General features: G+C 54.5%; 17 protein-coding genes and 1 rRNA gene. 6 read left to right on the top strand and 12 right to left on the bottom strand.

The window, feature by feature from the left end:
- Positions 1 to 183: 183 nt before the first annotated feature.
- A complete protein-coding gene (locus tag FLS37_RS12450) occupies positions 184 to 630 on the top strand; it encodes a GNAT family N-acetyltransferase (protein ID WP_157670284.1) in 447 nt (148 codons plus the stop codon).
- A 90-nt stretch (positions 631 to 720) separates the two neighbouring features.
- Here the strand turns inward: FLS37_RS12450 and FLS37_RS12445 are convergent, their stop codons facing one another.
- Together FLS37_RS12445 and FLS37_RS12440 are read right to left on the bottom strand one after the other, a co-directional pair.
- Positions 721 to 1,446, bottom strand: a complete 726-nt coding sequence (locus FLS37_RS12445) for a transporter (RefSeq protein WP_157670282.1) — start codon at positions 1,444 to 1,446, stop codon at positions 721 to 723.
- Positions 1,443 to 1,745: a hypothetical protein gene (locus FLS37_RS12440; RefSeq protein WP_157670280.1), complete on the bottom strand. Its 303-nt coding sequence runs from the start codon at positions 1,743 to 1,745 to the stop codon at positions 1,443 to 1,445. The genes FLS37_RS12445 and FLS37_RS12440 overlap by 4 nt, the downstream gene beginning before the upstream one ends.
- On the opposite strand from FLS37_RS12440, the gene trmB reads away from it, so the two are divergent.
- From trmB to FLS37_RS12420, 4 genes are all read left to right on the top strand, one after another.
- Positions 1,744 to 2,511 carry a tRNA (guanosine(46)-N7)-methyltransferase TrmB gene (trmB, locus tag FLS37_RS12435; RefSeq protein WP_157670279.1) on the top strand — a complete coding sequence of 256 codons (768 nt, stop codon included), beginning with the start codon at positions 1,744 to 1,746 and terminating at the stop codon, positions 2,509 to 2,511. The two genes, FLS37_RS12440 and trmB, sit on opposite strands and share 2 nt — an antisense overlap.
- A gap of 196 nt (positions 2,512 to 2,707) precedes the next feature.
- Entirely contained in the window at positions 2,708 to 3,289 is a 582-nt protein-coding gene (locus FLS37_RS12430) for an LPP20 family lipoprotein (protein WP_198314615.1), read from the top strand.
- Complete coding sequence (locus FLS37_RS12425) at positions 3,289 to 4,575, top strand: flagella assembly protein FlgT middle domain-containing protein (RefSeq protein WP_157670275.1); 1,287 nt, start codon at positions 3,289 to 3,291, stop codon at positions 4,573 to 4,575. The genes FLS37_RS12430 and FLS37_RS12425 overlap by 1 nt, the downstream gene beginning before the upstream one ends.
- Positions 4,572 to 5,177 carry a hypothetical protein gene (locus FLS37_RS12420; RefSeq protein ID WP_157670273.1) on the top strand — a complete coding sequence of 202 codons (606 nt, stop codon included), beginning with the start codon at positions 4,572 to 4,574 and terminating at the stop codon, positions 5,175 to 5,177. Before FLS37_RS12425 ends, FLS37_RS12420 begins: the two co-directional genes overlap by 4 nt.
- A gap of 79 nt (positions 5,178 to 5,256) precedes the next feature.
- Here the strand turns inward: FLS37_RS12420 and FLS37_RS12415 are convergent, their stop codons facing one another.
- From FLS37_RS12415 to prmA, 10 genes are all read right to left on the bottom strand, one after another.
- Positions 5,257 to 6,003 carry an SPOR domain-containing protein gene (locus FLS37_RS12415; protein ID WP_157670271.1) on the bottom strand — a complete coding sequence of 249 codons (747 nt, stop codon included), beginning with the start codon at positions 6,001 to 6,003 and terminating at the stop codon, positions 5,257 to 5,259.
- Complete coding sequence (locus FLS37_RS12410; RefSeq protein WP_157670269.1) at positions 6,000 to 6,740, bottom strand: type III pantothenate kinase; 741 nt, start codon at positions 6,738 to 6,740, stop codon at positions 6,000 to 6,002. Before FLS37_RS12410 ends, FLS37_RS12415 begins: the two co-directional genes overlap by 4 nt.
- Positions 6,737 to 7,729 (bottom strand): biotin--[acetyl-CoA-carboxylase] ligase, encoded by a 993-nt coding sequence (locus FLS37_RS12405; RefSeq protein WP_157670268.1) that lies wholly within the window; start codon positions 7,727 to 7,729, stop codon positions 6,737 to 6,739. Before FLS37_RS12405 ends, FLS37_RS12410 begins: the two co-directional genes overlap by 4 nt.
- A 58-nt stretch (positions 7,730 to 7,787) precedes the next feature.
- Positions 7,788 to 8,363: an ATP-dependent protease subunit HslV gene (hslV, locus tag FLS37_RS12400; RefSeq protein WP_157670267.1), complete on the bottom strand. Its 576-nt coding sequence runs from the start codon at positions 8,361 to 8,363 to the stop codon at positions 7,788 to 7,790.
- Positions 8,364 to 8,431: 68 nt separating this feature from the next.
- Positions 8,432 to 9,649, bottom strand: a complete 1,218-nt coding sequence (locus FLS37_RS12395) for an STAS domain-containing protein (RefSeq protein WP_157670266.1) — start codon at positions 9,647 to 9,649, stop codon at positions 8,432 to 8,434.
- A 231-nt stretch (positions 9,650 to 9,880) separates the two neighbouring features.
- Complete coding sequence (locus tag FLS37_RS12390; RefSeq protein ID WP_157670264.1) at positions 9,881 to 10,675, bottom strand: DUF3025 domain-containing protein; 795 nt, start codon at positions 10,673 to 10,675, stop codon at positions 9,881 to 9,883.
- A gap of 177 nt (positions 10,676 to 10,852) precedes the next feature.
- Positions 10,853 to 11,353: a thiol peroxidase gene (gene tpx, locus FLS37_RS12385; protein ID WP_157670262.1), complete on the bottom strand. Its 501-nt coding sequence runs from the start codon at positions 11,351 to 11,353 to the stop codon at positions 10,853 to 10,855.
- 131 nt (positions 11,354 to 11,484) lie between these two features.
- On the bottom strand, positions 11,485 to 12,012 hold the full coding sequence (gene tpx / locus FLS37_RS12380; protein ID WP_157670260.1) for a thiol peroxidase: 528 nt from the start codon (positions 12,010 to 12,012) through the stop codon (positions 11,485 to 11,487).
- Positions 12,013 to 12,096: 84 nt separating this feature from the next.
- Positions 12,097 to 13,182: a DUF3426 domain-containing protein gene (locus FLS37_RS12375; RefSeq protein WP_157670352.1), complete on the bottom strand. Its 1,086-nt coding sequence runs from the start codon at positions 13,180 to 13,182 to the stop codon at positions 12,097 to 12,099.
- A gap of 28 nt (positions 13,183 to 13,210) precedes the next feature.
- On the bottom strand, positions 13,211 to 14,101 hold the full coding sequence (prmA, locus tag FLS37_RS12370) for a 50S ribosomal protein L11 methyltransferase (protein ID WP_157670258.1): 891 nt from the start codon (positions 14,099 to 14,101) through the stop codon (positions 13,211 to 13,213).
- Positions 14,102 to 14,668: 567 nt separating this feature from the next.
- Here prmA and FLS37_RS12365 point away from each other — a divergent pair.
- A 16S ribosomal RNA gene (locus FLS37_RS12365) occupies positions 14,669 to 14,913 on the top strand; the annotation flags it as partial.

The following is a 14,913-nucleotide window of genomic DNA, read 5'->3' as shown; positions in this document are numbered from 1 at the left end:
GGTTTCTGTGCTTCGGCCTGACTCAAATTATTTTGGCTCGCTCGCCTGCGCATACGGGTTTACTGTCGTAGAAGGATTAGTTTGAAAACACTGTGTTTTTAAATCGGCATCATTAGGGTATTGCTCTGCAGATTAGATTCCCACTATTCTGCAGGCCAATACCCTTTTGTATGGATATCATCAATGACCACTGTTCGCTACGCCACGCTCGACGATCTGGATTTGATCGCACCGCTGTTCGCCGACTACCGCGTGTTTTATGAACAAGCACATGATTTGCCCGCTGCGCGTGCTTTTATCGCTGAAAGGCTGAGTCTGCGCGAATCGGTGATTTTGCTCGGACAGGACAATGCTGGTGCTGCGCTGGGCTTTGTCCAGCTCTATCCAGTGTTCAGCTCGATTGCCGCCAAGCGCATCTGGCTGTTGTCCGATTTATTCGTCAGTGACGCGGCGCGTGGGCAAGGTGTGGCGCGCTCTTTGATGAACAAGGCCACGCAGCATGCGCGTGACTCAGGCGCGGCGTGGCTGGAGCTGTCAACGGCGCATACCAATAGCAAGGCGCAGGCTTTGTATGAATCGCTGGGTTATCAGCTCGATACCGTGTACCGCTATTACAGTCTGGGTGTGTGAGTGCACTTGCGGGGGCAATCTGATTGATGGTCACCCTACTGCTGATGATCATCAATCCTATCGTTTCAATCCATTGCAGTGTGGCGTGATTTAAAAGTGCAACGTCACCGCCGCAGAGACAATATGGTCATCCGCAGCATGATTGAGTCCGTATTGGTAGCCCAAGTCCACATCAAGCTGCTCAGCTGGACTCCAGGTGATGCCGGCGCCCAGATACGCTGGATGCTGATGGGCTCCAGCCTCTGCATTGCGTTCGCTACTCCATTCAAGATTGGCGGCGAAATGCTCGCTAAAGGCGTATTCGGCTGCCAGTGCCAAATTCCAGATGTCTTTTTTTTCACCCGCACGATTATTTGCATAGGTGTAGCCACTATTGGCAAATAAGGTTAATTCACTCAACTGATAATCGGCGATCAAGTTGGCGGCATATTGGCTGCGACCTGCGCCCAGGCCTTTTTTCTCATCGCCATTGGGTAGGCTGGCGCTGGCAGCCAGTGCCAGATTCAGTTTGTCGTGCTCGACAAATCGCCATTTGAGCCCCAATGACACATCTGCCGGGCCTTTTTGCCGGCTTTCTTCTGCGACTTTGTTCGATTGGTAAGGGGCAGAAATGAAAATGTCGAGATTCTCGCTAAGGCCATAAGCCAAAGTGGCAGCGAGCTCCAGAGCTGTTTCATCCCCGCTCTCAGCAGATGCACGTTCGATTCCCAGCTCTAGTTCCCAATGACCGGCTTCGACTGTTCCCGAGTCTTCGTAGGCATAAGTTTGTGTCGCAAGCATTAACAAAATTCCGGCTGCGATTGGTTTGAACGTCATAACTTCTCTCCTGAAGTATTCAGTTTTTCGTGAAAACCATATAAATGATAATGATTGTCTAATGCAAAAGCAGCATTGTTGCGTTTGCGCTTGTTATGCAATTGGCAAGCAAACTCGGCTGTTGCTGATTGCGGCAAATCACAATTAGCCCCGCGTTGGAATGGGCAAGTAAAAACTGCCAGCCGTGCTTGGTGAAAACGGTCGTGGGGATTAAAATGCGCAGATTGAACAAAACGCCGTTGCGGCTTGATCATCTGGGTCAGGGAGCGCGGCGTTTTTGCATCGCAAGGATATGCCATGAGCACTGAAAACGAACACCCAAGCAGCGTTGCCGAGCCAAACGACGCGGCCGACAATACACCCATCGCCGACGAAGGCGCAGAGAATCTGCGCCGCCGCTCGATTCGCAGCTTTGTACTGCGCCAGGGGCATTTATCGACTGGCCAAGCGCGCGCGCTGGAAGAATTTGGCCCTCAATTCTGCATTGATTACGCGCCAGCCGCGCTTGATCTGGACGCCGCTTTTGGCCGCCAAGCACCGCGTGTCCTAGAGATCGGCTTTGGCATGGGTACGGCGACCGCCGAAATTGCGGCTGCACGCCAAGACACCGATTTTCTGGGCGTTGAAGTGCATACGCCCGGCGTCGGTAGCTTGCTCAAATTAATCGGCGAACAATCGTTGACCAATCTGCGTATTGTCCAGCACGACGCGGTCGAAGTACTGGAACATATGCTTACGCCTGATTCGCTCGACGGCGCGCATATTTTCTTTCCCGATCCGTGGCACAAAAAGCGTCACAACAAACGTCGCCTGATCAAGCCTGAATTCGTTAAGCAGCTGGTGTCGCGGATTAAAACCGGCGGCTATTTGCATCTGGCTACCGATTGGGAAGATTACGCGATTCAAATGCTGGAAGTGCTCAGTGCCGAACCCGCGTTGCAAAACACCGCCAGGAGCGAAACCGGCTACGCCGAGCGCCCGGATTATCGTCCGCTGACCAAATTTGAAAACCGCGGCATCAAGCTCGGTCACGGTGTTTGGGATCTGGTTTTTAAGAAAATTTAAGCAAGTTGTCATCTTGCAGGCTGCAGAAAACTGCCTGCCTGCCGATATAGTCCGAAGAGGGCGGCTCCTTGCTTTGGCACGACGGTCAGCACACGTCACCGGCTCTGATGGTCGGGCCGGAGAGGCGAGCCACTGGCTTTTCGTCTGGCGCTGGCTAGAGTGGAAAAAGCCCAACCGATATCGTCAGGAGAGCATGATGCCTCACCCGTTTAAATTGAAATCTGCCTTGTCTTTTGCGCTGGCAAGCAGCTTGTTGCTGGGTTTGAGCGCGTGCGCCGGCACCGCACAGCATACAGCCGCCCATTCGTCTGAAGGCGTGGCTCAGCCGCCGGTGGTATTGCCCGGCAAAATTACTGCCGTGGGTTATGGGGCCATGCCCACGATGGATGGTTTGTCACCTTCGCAGCGCCGTTTGCTGGCCATGCGGGCGGCCAAGCTCGATGCCTATCGTTCGCTAGCTGAGACTGTTGCTGGGATCAAAATTACCGGCAATAGCTCGGTATCGGCCATGGCGATGAATAATGACGGCTTTCGTGCTTATGTTGAGGCGCATCTTCGCGGTGCACGCGTTGTTACTGTGACGCCACTGCCCGATGGCGCTTTTGAAACCACGCTGGAATTGACGCTAGGCGGGGATTTTTATCGTGCAGCGCAATCGGCTGCTGCGCATAGCACGACAGGCGAAGCACCTGCCAGTGATGCCGCACCGATGAAAGTCGTTCCGCAGCCGGTGTCGATGAAAGTGCAGCCTAGCCAGAATTTCTATCTGTCACTGTGATGATGCTGCGTACTTTTGCGCTGGCCCTGGGGCTGAGCGCCAGTGTACTGGCCGCGCAACACGAAGGCATTGCGCCTTTGGGCAGCGAAGGGCTGGAATCGGCTCGCCGCGCGGCGATTGCCGACGCGCTGGAAAATGCCGCCTTGTTCAATGGTGCGAATCTGACCAGCCATACGCAACAGTCAGGGCAAAAGTGGGGCGAATCCAGCCAGTTGCGCGGCGCTCCGCTGGGTGAATATCGCCAGCTTAAAGAGTGGCAAAGCAATGGCTTTTTGCATGTCATCGTGGATGTCGATCCCGCAGTAGCACCGGCCGAGCTGCCTTCGGTGGCGGCCGAAACGGCTGCTGCCAGCCCTCGTGTTCAGCAGTGTCATGGCGGTGGTTATAAGCGGAAGATTCTGGTTTCGCACATCTGGATTCAACGTCCGGTGCAAATGGCCGATCTGGATCGCTTTTCAGAGGGTTTGCAGCTGGAAATGGTGCGCAAGTTTTACGAGAGCGGTGCATTTCTGCCACAGCGCACGCAAACTGAAGCGGTGTTTGAGTTGCAGCCCCAATTGAGCGATCCGCTGTTGCAACCCGAGCGTGTCCGCGAAATGGCGCGCCGCTACGCCGTGCAGTTTATTGTAGGCGCGGTGGTGCGCGATTTATCGACCAGTGGCGAGCGCTACACGCTCAGCCGCCATCGTGGCGATGTGAAAGCGGGCGAGCGCAAGCTGGAGCTGAATTTGCCGCTAGTTGATTTTACCGGCTTCGGCTTTAAAGCCACGCCGCAGGCACGGCGCTTCGAGTATGAGCTGTTTGTGTTTGACGGGGTGTCGGGCGCATTGATCAACCGGCATCTGCTGGCAGGCAAAGCGAGCGGGACGGTGATGCAAGATAGCGCCACCAGCATGGGGACGGCTGGATTTAAAGAAACCGATTTTGGCCGCCTGATTGATACCAAATTGCAGCAAGGTGTTGATTTGCTCAGTCAGGATGTTGGCTGCATTCCTTTTTCCGCCCGGATTACCCGGGTTGAAAAAGGCAGGGTGTATTTTGATGCAGGTGTTACCTCGCAAGTCGCTGTGGGCGATACCCTGCAGGTGTATCGAATACAGCCCGGTGCATTGCCGCTGGCGGCGGCCAGTTTTGATCCAAGCATGAGTCTGGGTTTACCCGAAGAGATTGTGGGTAGTGTGCAGGTGATGCAGGTGCAACCGCTGTTTTCGGTCGGTGCCATGTCCGGCAATGCGGTTCAGGCGGGCGATTACGTCCGGTTTGTGGGTCGGGAGGGTAAAAAATGAAATACTATCTGGCGGTTTGTCTGATGTTCCCCGCGCTACTGATGGCCAATGAAGCGCCGACTGCAGGCGCAAAAGCCAGCGCCAAACCCGCGGCCACGCACGGTACGATCAAGAATGCCCCGCCTACCCAGGTGGAAAACCTCAAGCCGGGTGGCAAGCTCAAGGCCGATCCGCCGGCGCATGAAGCGGCCGCTGCGCCCAGCGAGCCGCCTGTGGTGCAGTATGTGCCACCCAAATACGGCAGCAGCCGCCCTGTTTCACAGACCCAACAGGCTCCGCTGGTGCGTCAGTACGTCCCTTCCAAAGCCCCTCGCCGTGCAGCGGCAACGCATAAAACCAGCCGGAATACCTCGCATGCTGCGGCGAACGAAGCGGTGACGCCAGGTTTGGTGCGGGTGATGCCCGCTGGCAGCCTGCCTGCCGGTAAGGTCTTGCCGAATTTCCTATCGGCAACGAGCGCCGCTGGCAGTGCAACGACGGCAGCCAAGCCCAGAATAAGCTGGGGTGAAACGGTGGCGGCCAAGCCTGTGGCGAGCCCTACGCCGGAAATCTATATTGTCCGCGATCCGGAATTGCGCTGGCAGCAATACAGCTACCCCTGATTGTCATTCGCGATTATGTTTACTCAGCGCTGCAATTAAACTGAAAAAGCCCGATCTTTCGGGCTTTTTGTTTATCCAGTTATTTGCAATTGAGTTCGCGAACCACCGAGCCTTTGAATTGCAGGCTGATTTTGTTCAATTGTGCCAGCTGCGCTTCACTGAGATTGCGCGCGTTAAAGCTCGCTTGCTTAAGGGTATCATCGCGATCGCGCACCACGGCGGAGCGGACGCCTTTGGCTTGCAATTCGGCCAGATGGCGCTCGCCGGCCTCGCGGGTACTGAAGATGCCCAGCGAGATGGCGTTTTGCCAGCGCCCGCCATTATTCACAATAAAGTAATCTGTCACACCCAGCTCGGCCAGCTGTGCGGCCTTGGTTTTGGCCACTTCCATGCTTTCCAGCGGCGGCATATACACCCAGACCTTGGTCGATTCGCCGCTGCTGGTTTCGGTGGCGTTGATGCCCAGCGCACGCAGCTTGTCGCGGGCTGTGGCAATCTGCTCGCCGGTGATGCCAGTCCAGCGGGCACAGGCCAGCTGCAGCGGCGTGGGGGCGGCTGTGGCTTTGGCGGCTCGGGTGGGCTCAGGGCTGGTGACTGGACTGGCTACTGGGCTCACTTCAGGCTCGCTTGATGCTTCGCTAAGTGGGGTTTCTTCTGGTGCCGCCGTTAGCTCCTGGCTATTGCCGAGCATGCCGGTTACCACTTTGACTGCTGAGGCGTTTTTCTCTCGGCTTTGCAGTGTGACCGTCATCGGCTGAGCGTCAAGCTGATACCAGCCAAAGACCAGTAGATTGGCGATGACGAGCAGGGCAAAAATGGCTTTCATTGGGTAAATGCTCCGTCGGCAGCAAGGTAAAGGGCGTAGAGGCCGTCAAGAACCAGATTATCTACTGTCTTCGCAGCTAGGTTAAGCTGCGAAACGATGTGTTCGGCGTCGCCGCCGAAGATGATTGTTTTATCGATGGGTATATTATTGGAGGCCATATCTAGTATGCTCTCCATTAGCATACCCTTGATGGCACGCAGGCAGCCGGTTTCAATGGCATCCAATGTATTGCACGGAAATGCAACAAGCTGGCCGTGAGCCAGCGGTAGTTGCGCTGTGCCATGAAATAACGCCTGTTTCATCAGGCCTAAGCCGGGGCCAATGCTGCCACCTAGATACTGACCATCACGCGTCAACGTATCGACGACGAGCGCGGTGCCAGCCGAGACAATTTGCAAATTTTGCGCCGGAAAGCGGGCTTTGGCGCCCAGCACCGCCGCCCAGCGATCAGTGCCTTGCTGGCTTAAATCCTGATAGTGGTTGTGTACGTCCAGCGCCGAGCGGCTTACTTGCAGGCGTTGGGGCTGCAAAGCCCAGTGCTGCAGGCAGAATTGCACCAGTGCCTGATAGCGTTCGGGCGCGCCCACGGCGCAAATCAGAATCGCAGCAGGGCGGGGCAGGTCGGCGCACTGGCTGATCCATTCCTCCACCGTGCTGGCGCTGCCCGCTGCTGCGTGTTCGCCCAGGCGCCACTTGATGCGGGTATTGCCCAGATCAATCAGTAAAGGCGGGTTCATGCCAGCCGCCTGAGGCTAACATCGCCAGTGTGAATCAATTTTTCTCCGTCGCTGCACAACAGCCTTAATGAGCCGTCGGCAGCCAGGCCAAGTAGCTGGCCGGTCTGGGTTTGTCCGTCGGGCGCGATCACGTTGACCATCTGCAGTTGCCAGACGTGCAAGGACTCCCACTGCGCCAGCATGGGCGCGAACCCGCTTTGCGCAAACTGGCCGAGTCCTTGCTCCAGCGCACCTAGCAATCGCCCTAGCAAGGCATTGCGGTTGTCACGCAGCCCGGCGGCTTGCAGGCTGCCTGCCTGTTGATCAAGCTCATCTTGCCAGTGACGCGGAAAAGATAGATTCAGGCCAATGCCGATCACCACCTGCGCCGGCCCCAGCGCATCTCCTTGCATTTCAATCAGGATGCCGCCCACTTTGGCATAGTCCGGATTGTCGCTCTGCGCCGCGCTGGCATCGCGTTGCAGCAATAAATCGTTCGGCCATTTCAGGCCGATTTGTGCGACGCCCGCCTCACGCAAGCTTTGCGCAACGATGGCTCCCACCGCCAGTGACAAGCCCGCCAACTGAGCCGGGCCGCCGTTAAATTGCCAGGCCAGCGAGAACATCAGACTGCCACCTAGGCTGCCCAGCCAGCGCCGCCCCAGACGGCCACGCCCGCCGGTTTGCCATTCGCACGCCAGAACATGCCCGTGCTGCGGGTTTTTTAGCAGCTGTCGATTGCTCGATTCAAGGGTATCAGCCAGAGTGATATGCAGAATGCTGTCTGGCGGTAGATACTGCCGGAGTGTATCGAGGCTAAGCCAATCGATATCTTGTTCTAGCCGATAGCCAGCGCCACTGCGCCGCTCCAGCGTGATGCCAAATTGTTCGGCTTGCGCCAGTGCGGTCGAGACGCTGGAACGAGAAATGTCCAGACGTTCGGCAATCAACGTGCCGGAGGTGAAATGCTGCGCATCAAGCTCGCGCAGTAAGCGGATGGGATCGGTCATGGCGACATTTTACGAGAAATGCCGCCTGATGGGGCTGATTCAGCGCGTTTGAACAGGCTTACAGCGCATCGCTCTGGTCGCTCAGCGCAATGGCTTGCGCGCCCATGCTTTCCACCACATGATTTTGATTGGTGTAGATACATAGATCGCCAGCGATTTCGAGTGCTTTTTTGACGCACACTTCCGGCGGATAATCGGTGTTTTCCAGCAAGGCGCGCGCTGCAGCCTGGGCATAAGCGCCACCGGAGCCAATAGCGGCGATCCCACCTTCCGGTTCCAGCACGTCGCCATTGCCGGTGATCACCAGCGTGGCAGTTGGATCGGCGACAATCAGCATCGCTTCAAGGCGGCGCAGCATGCGGTCGGTACGCCAATCCTTGGCCATTTCGACAGCGGCGCGGGTCAGATGCCCCTGATGCTTTTCCAGTTTGGCTTCGAAACGCTCGAACAGCGTGAAAGCGTCGGCGGTGCCGCCCGCAAAGCCAACAATCACCTGATCGCGATACAGCTTGCGCACCTTTCGCGCCGTACCCTTGATCACGATATTGCCCAGCGTCACCTGGCCATCCCCACCCACTGCGACATGATTGCCCCGGCGTACCGAGACGATCGTGGTGCCGTCAAATTGCTCCATACATTACTCCAGCGTTTGATCAGATATGCGAGCTAGATGGCGACACTCTGGGTGAAATGCAAGCCGGATTATTTGCGTAATTCAACGCTGACCATTTCGGTGATGCTCATGACGCGTAGCAAGGTGTGAACCAGCGGGTTGACGTTAACAAAGCGCACCTGCTTGCCTTGTTGCAGCCAGTCCATCGCCAGATTGAGCATTTGCCCGGCCGAGTCAAAATCAATGCGCTCGATGGCATTCAGATCAATCACCGGGTTGGCATGCACCCGAACCAGCTCGTTTAGCCGCGCCAGCATTTCGGGTTTGTCGTTGGAAATGCTGCCGATCAGGCGGTTTTTTTCCTGTTCGGCCTCGTGAATCTCGGCCTTGGCCTGCGCTTCATCACTGGCAATTTGTGCGGCCGATTTGGGGGCCTGGCGTGGATCCCACGATGGTGGAGAAACTTCAAAAGTAATCGCGTAATCAATCGCGATGTTTTCGAATTCTTCCTGCAAGCCCAGTACTTGATGCAGCTCGATCAGCAGCAGCCAGAACGGCGCTTCAGCAGGTTGGCGGCGGCCTACTTCAATGTGCGATCTCAAAATCTCGATGAATTTGGCGCTGCCAATCAATTGCAGGCTATTGGGTTTTTTGTGGCTTTGCTGCAATGCGGCCAGAATCTCGGCAGCGGAAATGGTGTCGATGGCGGTGATTTTAGTCAGATCAACGCGCAATAAATCATTATTTTTATGCAGTTGATAAAAAGTCTGGATCGATTTATCAATATTCTCGATCGACAATTTGCCGCTCAGGGCAAAGTAGCCGCTAGCGGTGGGTTTTTTATCCGAAACGGTATTTTGTTCGCGCCAGGTTGGCGGGGTTTTTTCAAACTCTAGGACAAAATCCAGACCCAGTGCCTCATAGGCCTCACGTTGATTATGCTGCTGCAATAATTCAAACAGCATCATCCATGATTCCAGCCGGCGCTTACCGGCGAAGTTGGGCTTGTCGAGCAACAAAATCTTGGCGGCGGCAGCAAGCTGGCCATTGGCATGCATCATTGCCGCTTGTTCTTCGGCCGGGCTAATGCTGTCACTACTGCTGGAGACTTCAATCGAGAGCTGCGACAAATCATAGTGATGGTCATTCGGTACGCTTGAAGGCGCAGCCGTTGCTGGGCCGCTCTCTGATGGCGGCACACTACTGCCCGGTCGCGTCTCGGGCGTCGACCCCGGCTGGGTCAGCGGCGCGGTTTGGGTGAGGACTTCTTGTCCGTCTGGACCTTTTTTGCGGAAGAACGAAAACACTGCATCAATCCTGAGACGTGAAAAAAACACCAGAGGTGCGTGATTTCTATTTTACTGTGTTAGACAAAGCCCGTCCCGTTAGTTTTGCGCTTCCCTGACCTAAGGACAACTTGCTATGAATTCTGGTGAGGTACATTACAATATTACGGATTGCCTGTATTCGTCACTACTGTTAAAACAAGCTAGCCTGTTTGCCATTCAAAATCAGCATCAGCGTGACCATAGTAAAACTCACGTCATATGATCGTTTGGCGAATGGTTACGCTTTTTTCGGAAATATTGGTGGTTCTCGTAGAACGAGGCGTTCTGTTGCGGATACCAGCCGGGGATGCCTAGGTAGGGTAGCGCGGGTAATTGCCGTGGTTGTTGCAAGCAATTGTCATTGATCAGGCTGGAGAGTGTCTGATCCAGTTCTTGGCATTGACTTGCAGTGTCGCGCTGGAAAAAATCGGCTTGGACTTTGACTGGCCAGCATTTGCCGGTAAGACCGATAAAAGGCGCGAGCAGATGTTCAAAATTGGCGTGCCCGAACGAGAACGCAGAAATCCGCTTCCCCCATGCTGCGGCTTGATCGACAAACAGCTCGGTCCACTCATGCGCAATCAGATAATCCAGTAATTGCTCGTCGCAGTAGGGCAGAATGAAGCCGCATTCATCAAACAGCGTGGCGGCGTCGCGGCGAGGTCCGCGGGCTTTGGAGGACGGATCGGCGGCGATGATACGCTGGTGCATGGCGTTCAGCGCTGATTTGCTCAGTGGAAAAGCATGCCAGATCATGGCGTTAAACGTGTCATGCCAGTTCAGCCGTGTCGCAACCAAACCATGCTGGTAAATGGCTAGCTCATAATATTCACTAATTTGTTCGCTGGGGACAAAGCGAATGGGCGCGCCACTGGCGCTGTGTGCCACCACGGGAGTCGCCGCCCAGTCCTGATAACTGGGGGGCGCTGAAAAGCGTGACAGGTGCGCACGGATGGGCTGGAAGGCCGGGTGATTTTCAAATAGCTCGTTTGGCCAATCGCTCATGGTGACTTTCTGTCTCGGTGCTGCGGTTTACAAAGTAGGGCGTACAAAAAAGGGCAAACCCGTCATATTGCATTTTACGGTATCTGCCCTTATTCAGTCACCGCCGCCAGCTTACTCGTTCAATCAGCCCCGAAAGGCCGACTGATTTTGACGATGAATCTAGTACAGCTTTTTTGCTTAAGCCAGAACGGCCAAAGCAGCGGCGTAATTCGGCTCTTCCTTGATTTCAGCAACCAATTCGCTGTGCAGCACCTGATCATTGGCATCGAGTACTACTACCGCACGCGCTGCAACGCCTGCCAGTGGGCCTTCGGCAATTTCCACGCCGTAGGCGGCCAAGAATTCGCGGCCGCGCATGGTTGAAAGATTCACTACATTTTCAAGGCCTTCGGCGCCGCAGAAGCGGTTTTGTGCGAACGGCAAATCGGCAGAAATGCACAATACAACGGTATTTTCCAGTTTGGCAGCGGCTTCATTGAAGCGACGTACCGATGCGGCGCACGTTGGCGTGTCCACACTTGGGAAAATATTCAGAATCTTGCGCTTGCCAGCCAGGCTGGCCAGAGTAACGTTGGACAGGTCTTTGGCAACGAGCGAGAACGCAGGTGCTGTGTTGCCTGTTGCAGGGAAGTTGCCGTTTACGTTGACAGGGTTGCCGCCAAGAGTAACTGTGGACATGGGTAAATCTCCAATCATTAAGTGGTCGTTGAATATGGGCAATATTAATTTGATTGTTGCCAGAGTAAAGATGGGGGCAGTGGTCATAAAAAAAAAGCCGAAAAATCGGCTTTTTTTTTGGCGTACGCCGCTTATTCGCCTTCTGCTTCGGCCGGTGGCGGATTGAGAATTTCCATGGCCGCATCGTAATTGGGCTCGTTCATCAATTCTGCAACCAGTTCGGCATACAGCACGGTATCGTTGGTATCCAGCACAAACAAGGCCGTGGTCATCAATCCCGATAGCGGCACGTCAGTGATCATGACGCCGTAATCCTTATGAAAATCGCGCCCGCGCAATGTCGACATCAGCTGGATTTTGCGAAAGCCTTCCGCTTCACCAATTCGGGCCAGAGCGTAGGGCGTATCAACCGATACAGTCATGATGCTGGTGTTGTTGAGCTCATACGCCAGCTTTTCCAGCCGGCGCGCAATCGTCAGGCCAATGGCGGCATCAAGACTGGGCACCACGGCAATGATTTTGCGCAAGCCCCAGAACTTGGACAGCGCCACATCTTGCAAATTGGTATCAACCAGCATAAAGCTGTGCGCGGTATCGCCCACGTGTGGAAAGCGACCACCAATACTGACTGGCGTGCCATTGAGCATAACGGTAGACATCTCGGTTCCCCTGAAAAATGATCTTCTCAGTATGGTCTTTGACTTGGCAATTACAAGTGGGAAGCGCCGCAGGGTTGCGCCGGGTCAATCATAGAACCAGTAGAGCGAGTAGCCGGTGGAATTTAGAGTACCCAGATCAAGTTGCAAAAAGGCGTGCAATTCATCGTTGGGCAAAATGGCCTGCTGGCCCGCTTCGGTTTGAGCCAGGTATTCCTTCGCTAGAAAGATTTTTTTTGCCACCACGCGTTCATTTTCATCGGTGAGGGTTAGCTCAAGTTTGGGGAGCGCCTGCTCGAATGGAGCCAGATTGCGCAAAGTGGCTTTAACCTGAATCAGCGTCGGGTGATCGGGAATGTAAGTCAGTTCCGACCATTCCGATCTAAGCAAATCAGCCTGCCGCGGCAGAGGCATCTCGCATTTCAGGTGCACGCACAAAGCCTGCCATTTGGGGCGCAAGGCCGGAAATTCCTGACTTAATTCCAGACGGAAATTAAAAGCGAGCTGAGCCAGTAGTGCTAGCAGCAGCATCAGGCTGCCTAATGACCATAGCCAAGCCCAGCGGCTGCGCTTGGGGGGCAAAAACAGATCATCCGAATCATCCAGAATCGGGCGGTATTCAGCTTCAGTGTCGATTTCGCTAGGTTGGCGCAGCGTAGTATTGGTATTTGCGTCGGACTGCAGATTTTCTTCGCGCACTGCAATGGTATGGCGCGATGGCTTGCGAACCTTGCGTGTTTTTGGCCGTTGCGTTTTTTTGATCAAGCGCGCCAGTGCGCGCTGCAGATCCCGCTCGTTTTTGCGCTCAGCGGGTTTCTCGGTTGTTTGTGTTGCTGACTCGACTGCTTGCGCGGGCTCTGCGTGTTGCGGCTGTACTTGTTGAGGCTGTACTTGTTGAGGCTGCGGCGGGATGCTGCCTGGTGCTGCTTCAGTTGCATGAATGAGAGCTTCTGTGGGTATTGCCTTAGAGGGCTTTTCAGGATTGGCCTGTGGAGCAATACCCTCTTGTTCTTTTTCAGGCGCTTCGGTTTTTTCAACCCGCAGCAAAAAATCACGCGCGTTAAACACAAAGGAGCACCGACCGCAGCGCACCTTGCCCTGGTGTGCTGCAAGCTGATCATCGGTAACGCGAAATGAGGTGCTGCAATTAGGGCAGCGCGTGATTTGAGTCATGGCGGCGATTTTAACCGATATTTACGCTTTATTTACGTACACCAGCTAAACACACCCAGCCTTCGTGTTCTTTTGGTGCAACAAAGTCAAACCACTCGCCATAGATGGCCACAATTTCGTGCGCCTGTTCCGACAAAATGCCCGACAGCACAATTTGGCCGCCGACACGGCAGCGGCCAGCCAGCAGTGGCGCAAGCGCTTTAAGTGGATTGGTCAGGATATTAGCGACCACCACATCATAATAAGTCTGCGCTGGTGCTGCATCGGGCAAGAAGAAACGGCCGCTTACGCCGTTTTGTTCGGCATTTTGCTCCGACGCGATCATCGCTTGTGCATCAATATCAATCCCGTCGGTTGGACCTGCGCCCAGCTTCATCGCCGCAATCGCCAGAATCCCGCTACCGCAACCGTAATCCAGTACCGTTTCTCCGCCTTTGATATTGGCGTCCAGCCATTGCAAGCACAGACGTGTCGTTGGGTGGCTGCCGGTGCCGAATGCCAGACCTGGATCAAGCTGAATATTCACCGCGGCCGGATCAGGACATTCGTGCCACGTTGGTGTAATCCACAGGCGTGGTGAAATGGGGATTGGATCGAACTGTGATTGGGTCAAGCGCACCCAGTCTTGTTCTTCAACAATAACAACCTCAAACTTGGGCTCGGCTTGTTCTAATTGATTCGCTGCAGCGGCGACAATCAGCGCCACTTCAGCATCAGCTTCAAATAGCGCCAGAACAATACTGGTATCCCATAGTTGATCGACAGGCTCGCCTGGTTCGCCAAAGATAGGCTTTTCATCGCTAGTGCCTGCGGCAGCGTCTTCAATTGAAACAGACAGCGCACCCAAATCAAACAGTGCATCAGAATAAGCTTCGGCGTGTGCCGAGTCGGTGGTAAGGCGGAGTTCTTGCCAAGGCATGCGGCTTCCTACATATAAGCAATTGAATGGGGTGAATTGTCGCACCTAATATTACTGCTGAATAGTAATAAGCCGTTTTGGCAATACATCTCACAGCTCACGCCAGCACTCTGATGATTTTCTGGGGTGGTTTTGCCTGGTTTGAGCGTTCGGTGTCGCTATTTCTGCCCATTGCGCGCAATTTTTGCTGTACTTGTTCAGTACTGTGCTGGTGCTGCGAATCTGGTTTTTTCTGGTGCTGCAAATATGTTTCAAACTTCGTTGCTATGCAGATCAATGACTTAGCGCCTTTGTTCGCTTTTCTTCGTCGATAAGTGTTGACGTGTTTCAGAGCGGTGGGTATAGTTCGGCCTCTCTGCTGATGACGCAGCGAAACAAAACAAGTTTCTCTCTGTCTCGCACCGATCTTTAACAAATTACAGCCGATGAGTGTGAGTGCTTGATTCGTAAGTCGAAACAAGTGCTTGCACTCAAGAAAGAAAATTAACAAGACGAACTTTATTGTTCATCTCGTTATTTCTTTGAGTATTGAAGTACAAGCCAAGTAGTAAAAATAGCATAGCGATTAAACGAAAGAGTTTGATCCTGGCTCAGATTGAACGCTGGCGGCATGCTTTACACATGCAAGTCGAACGGCAGCACGGACTTCGGTCTGGTGGCGAGTGGCGAACGGGTGAGTAATACATCGGAACGTACCCAGTAATGGGGGATAACTATCCGAAAGGATAGCTAATACCGCATACGCCCTACGGGGGAAAGAGGGGGATCGCAAGACCTCTTGTTATTGGAGCGGCCGATGGCTGATTAGCTAG

Source organism: Chitinibacter sp. GC72 (genome assembly GCF_009760905.1).
Taxonomy (GTDB): domain Bacteria; phylum Pseudomonadota; class Gammaproteobacteria; order Burkholderiales; family Chitinibacteraceae; genus Chitinibacter.
The sequence above is the reverse complement of the archived record's forward strand: the minus strand, read 5'-3'. Positions and strand labels throughout refer to the sequence as shown.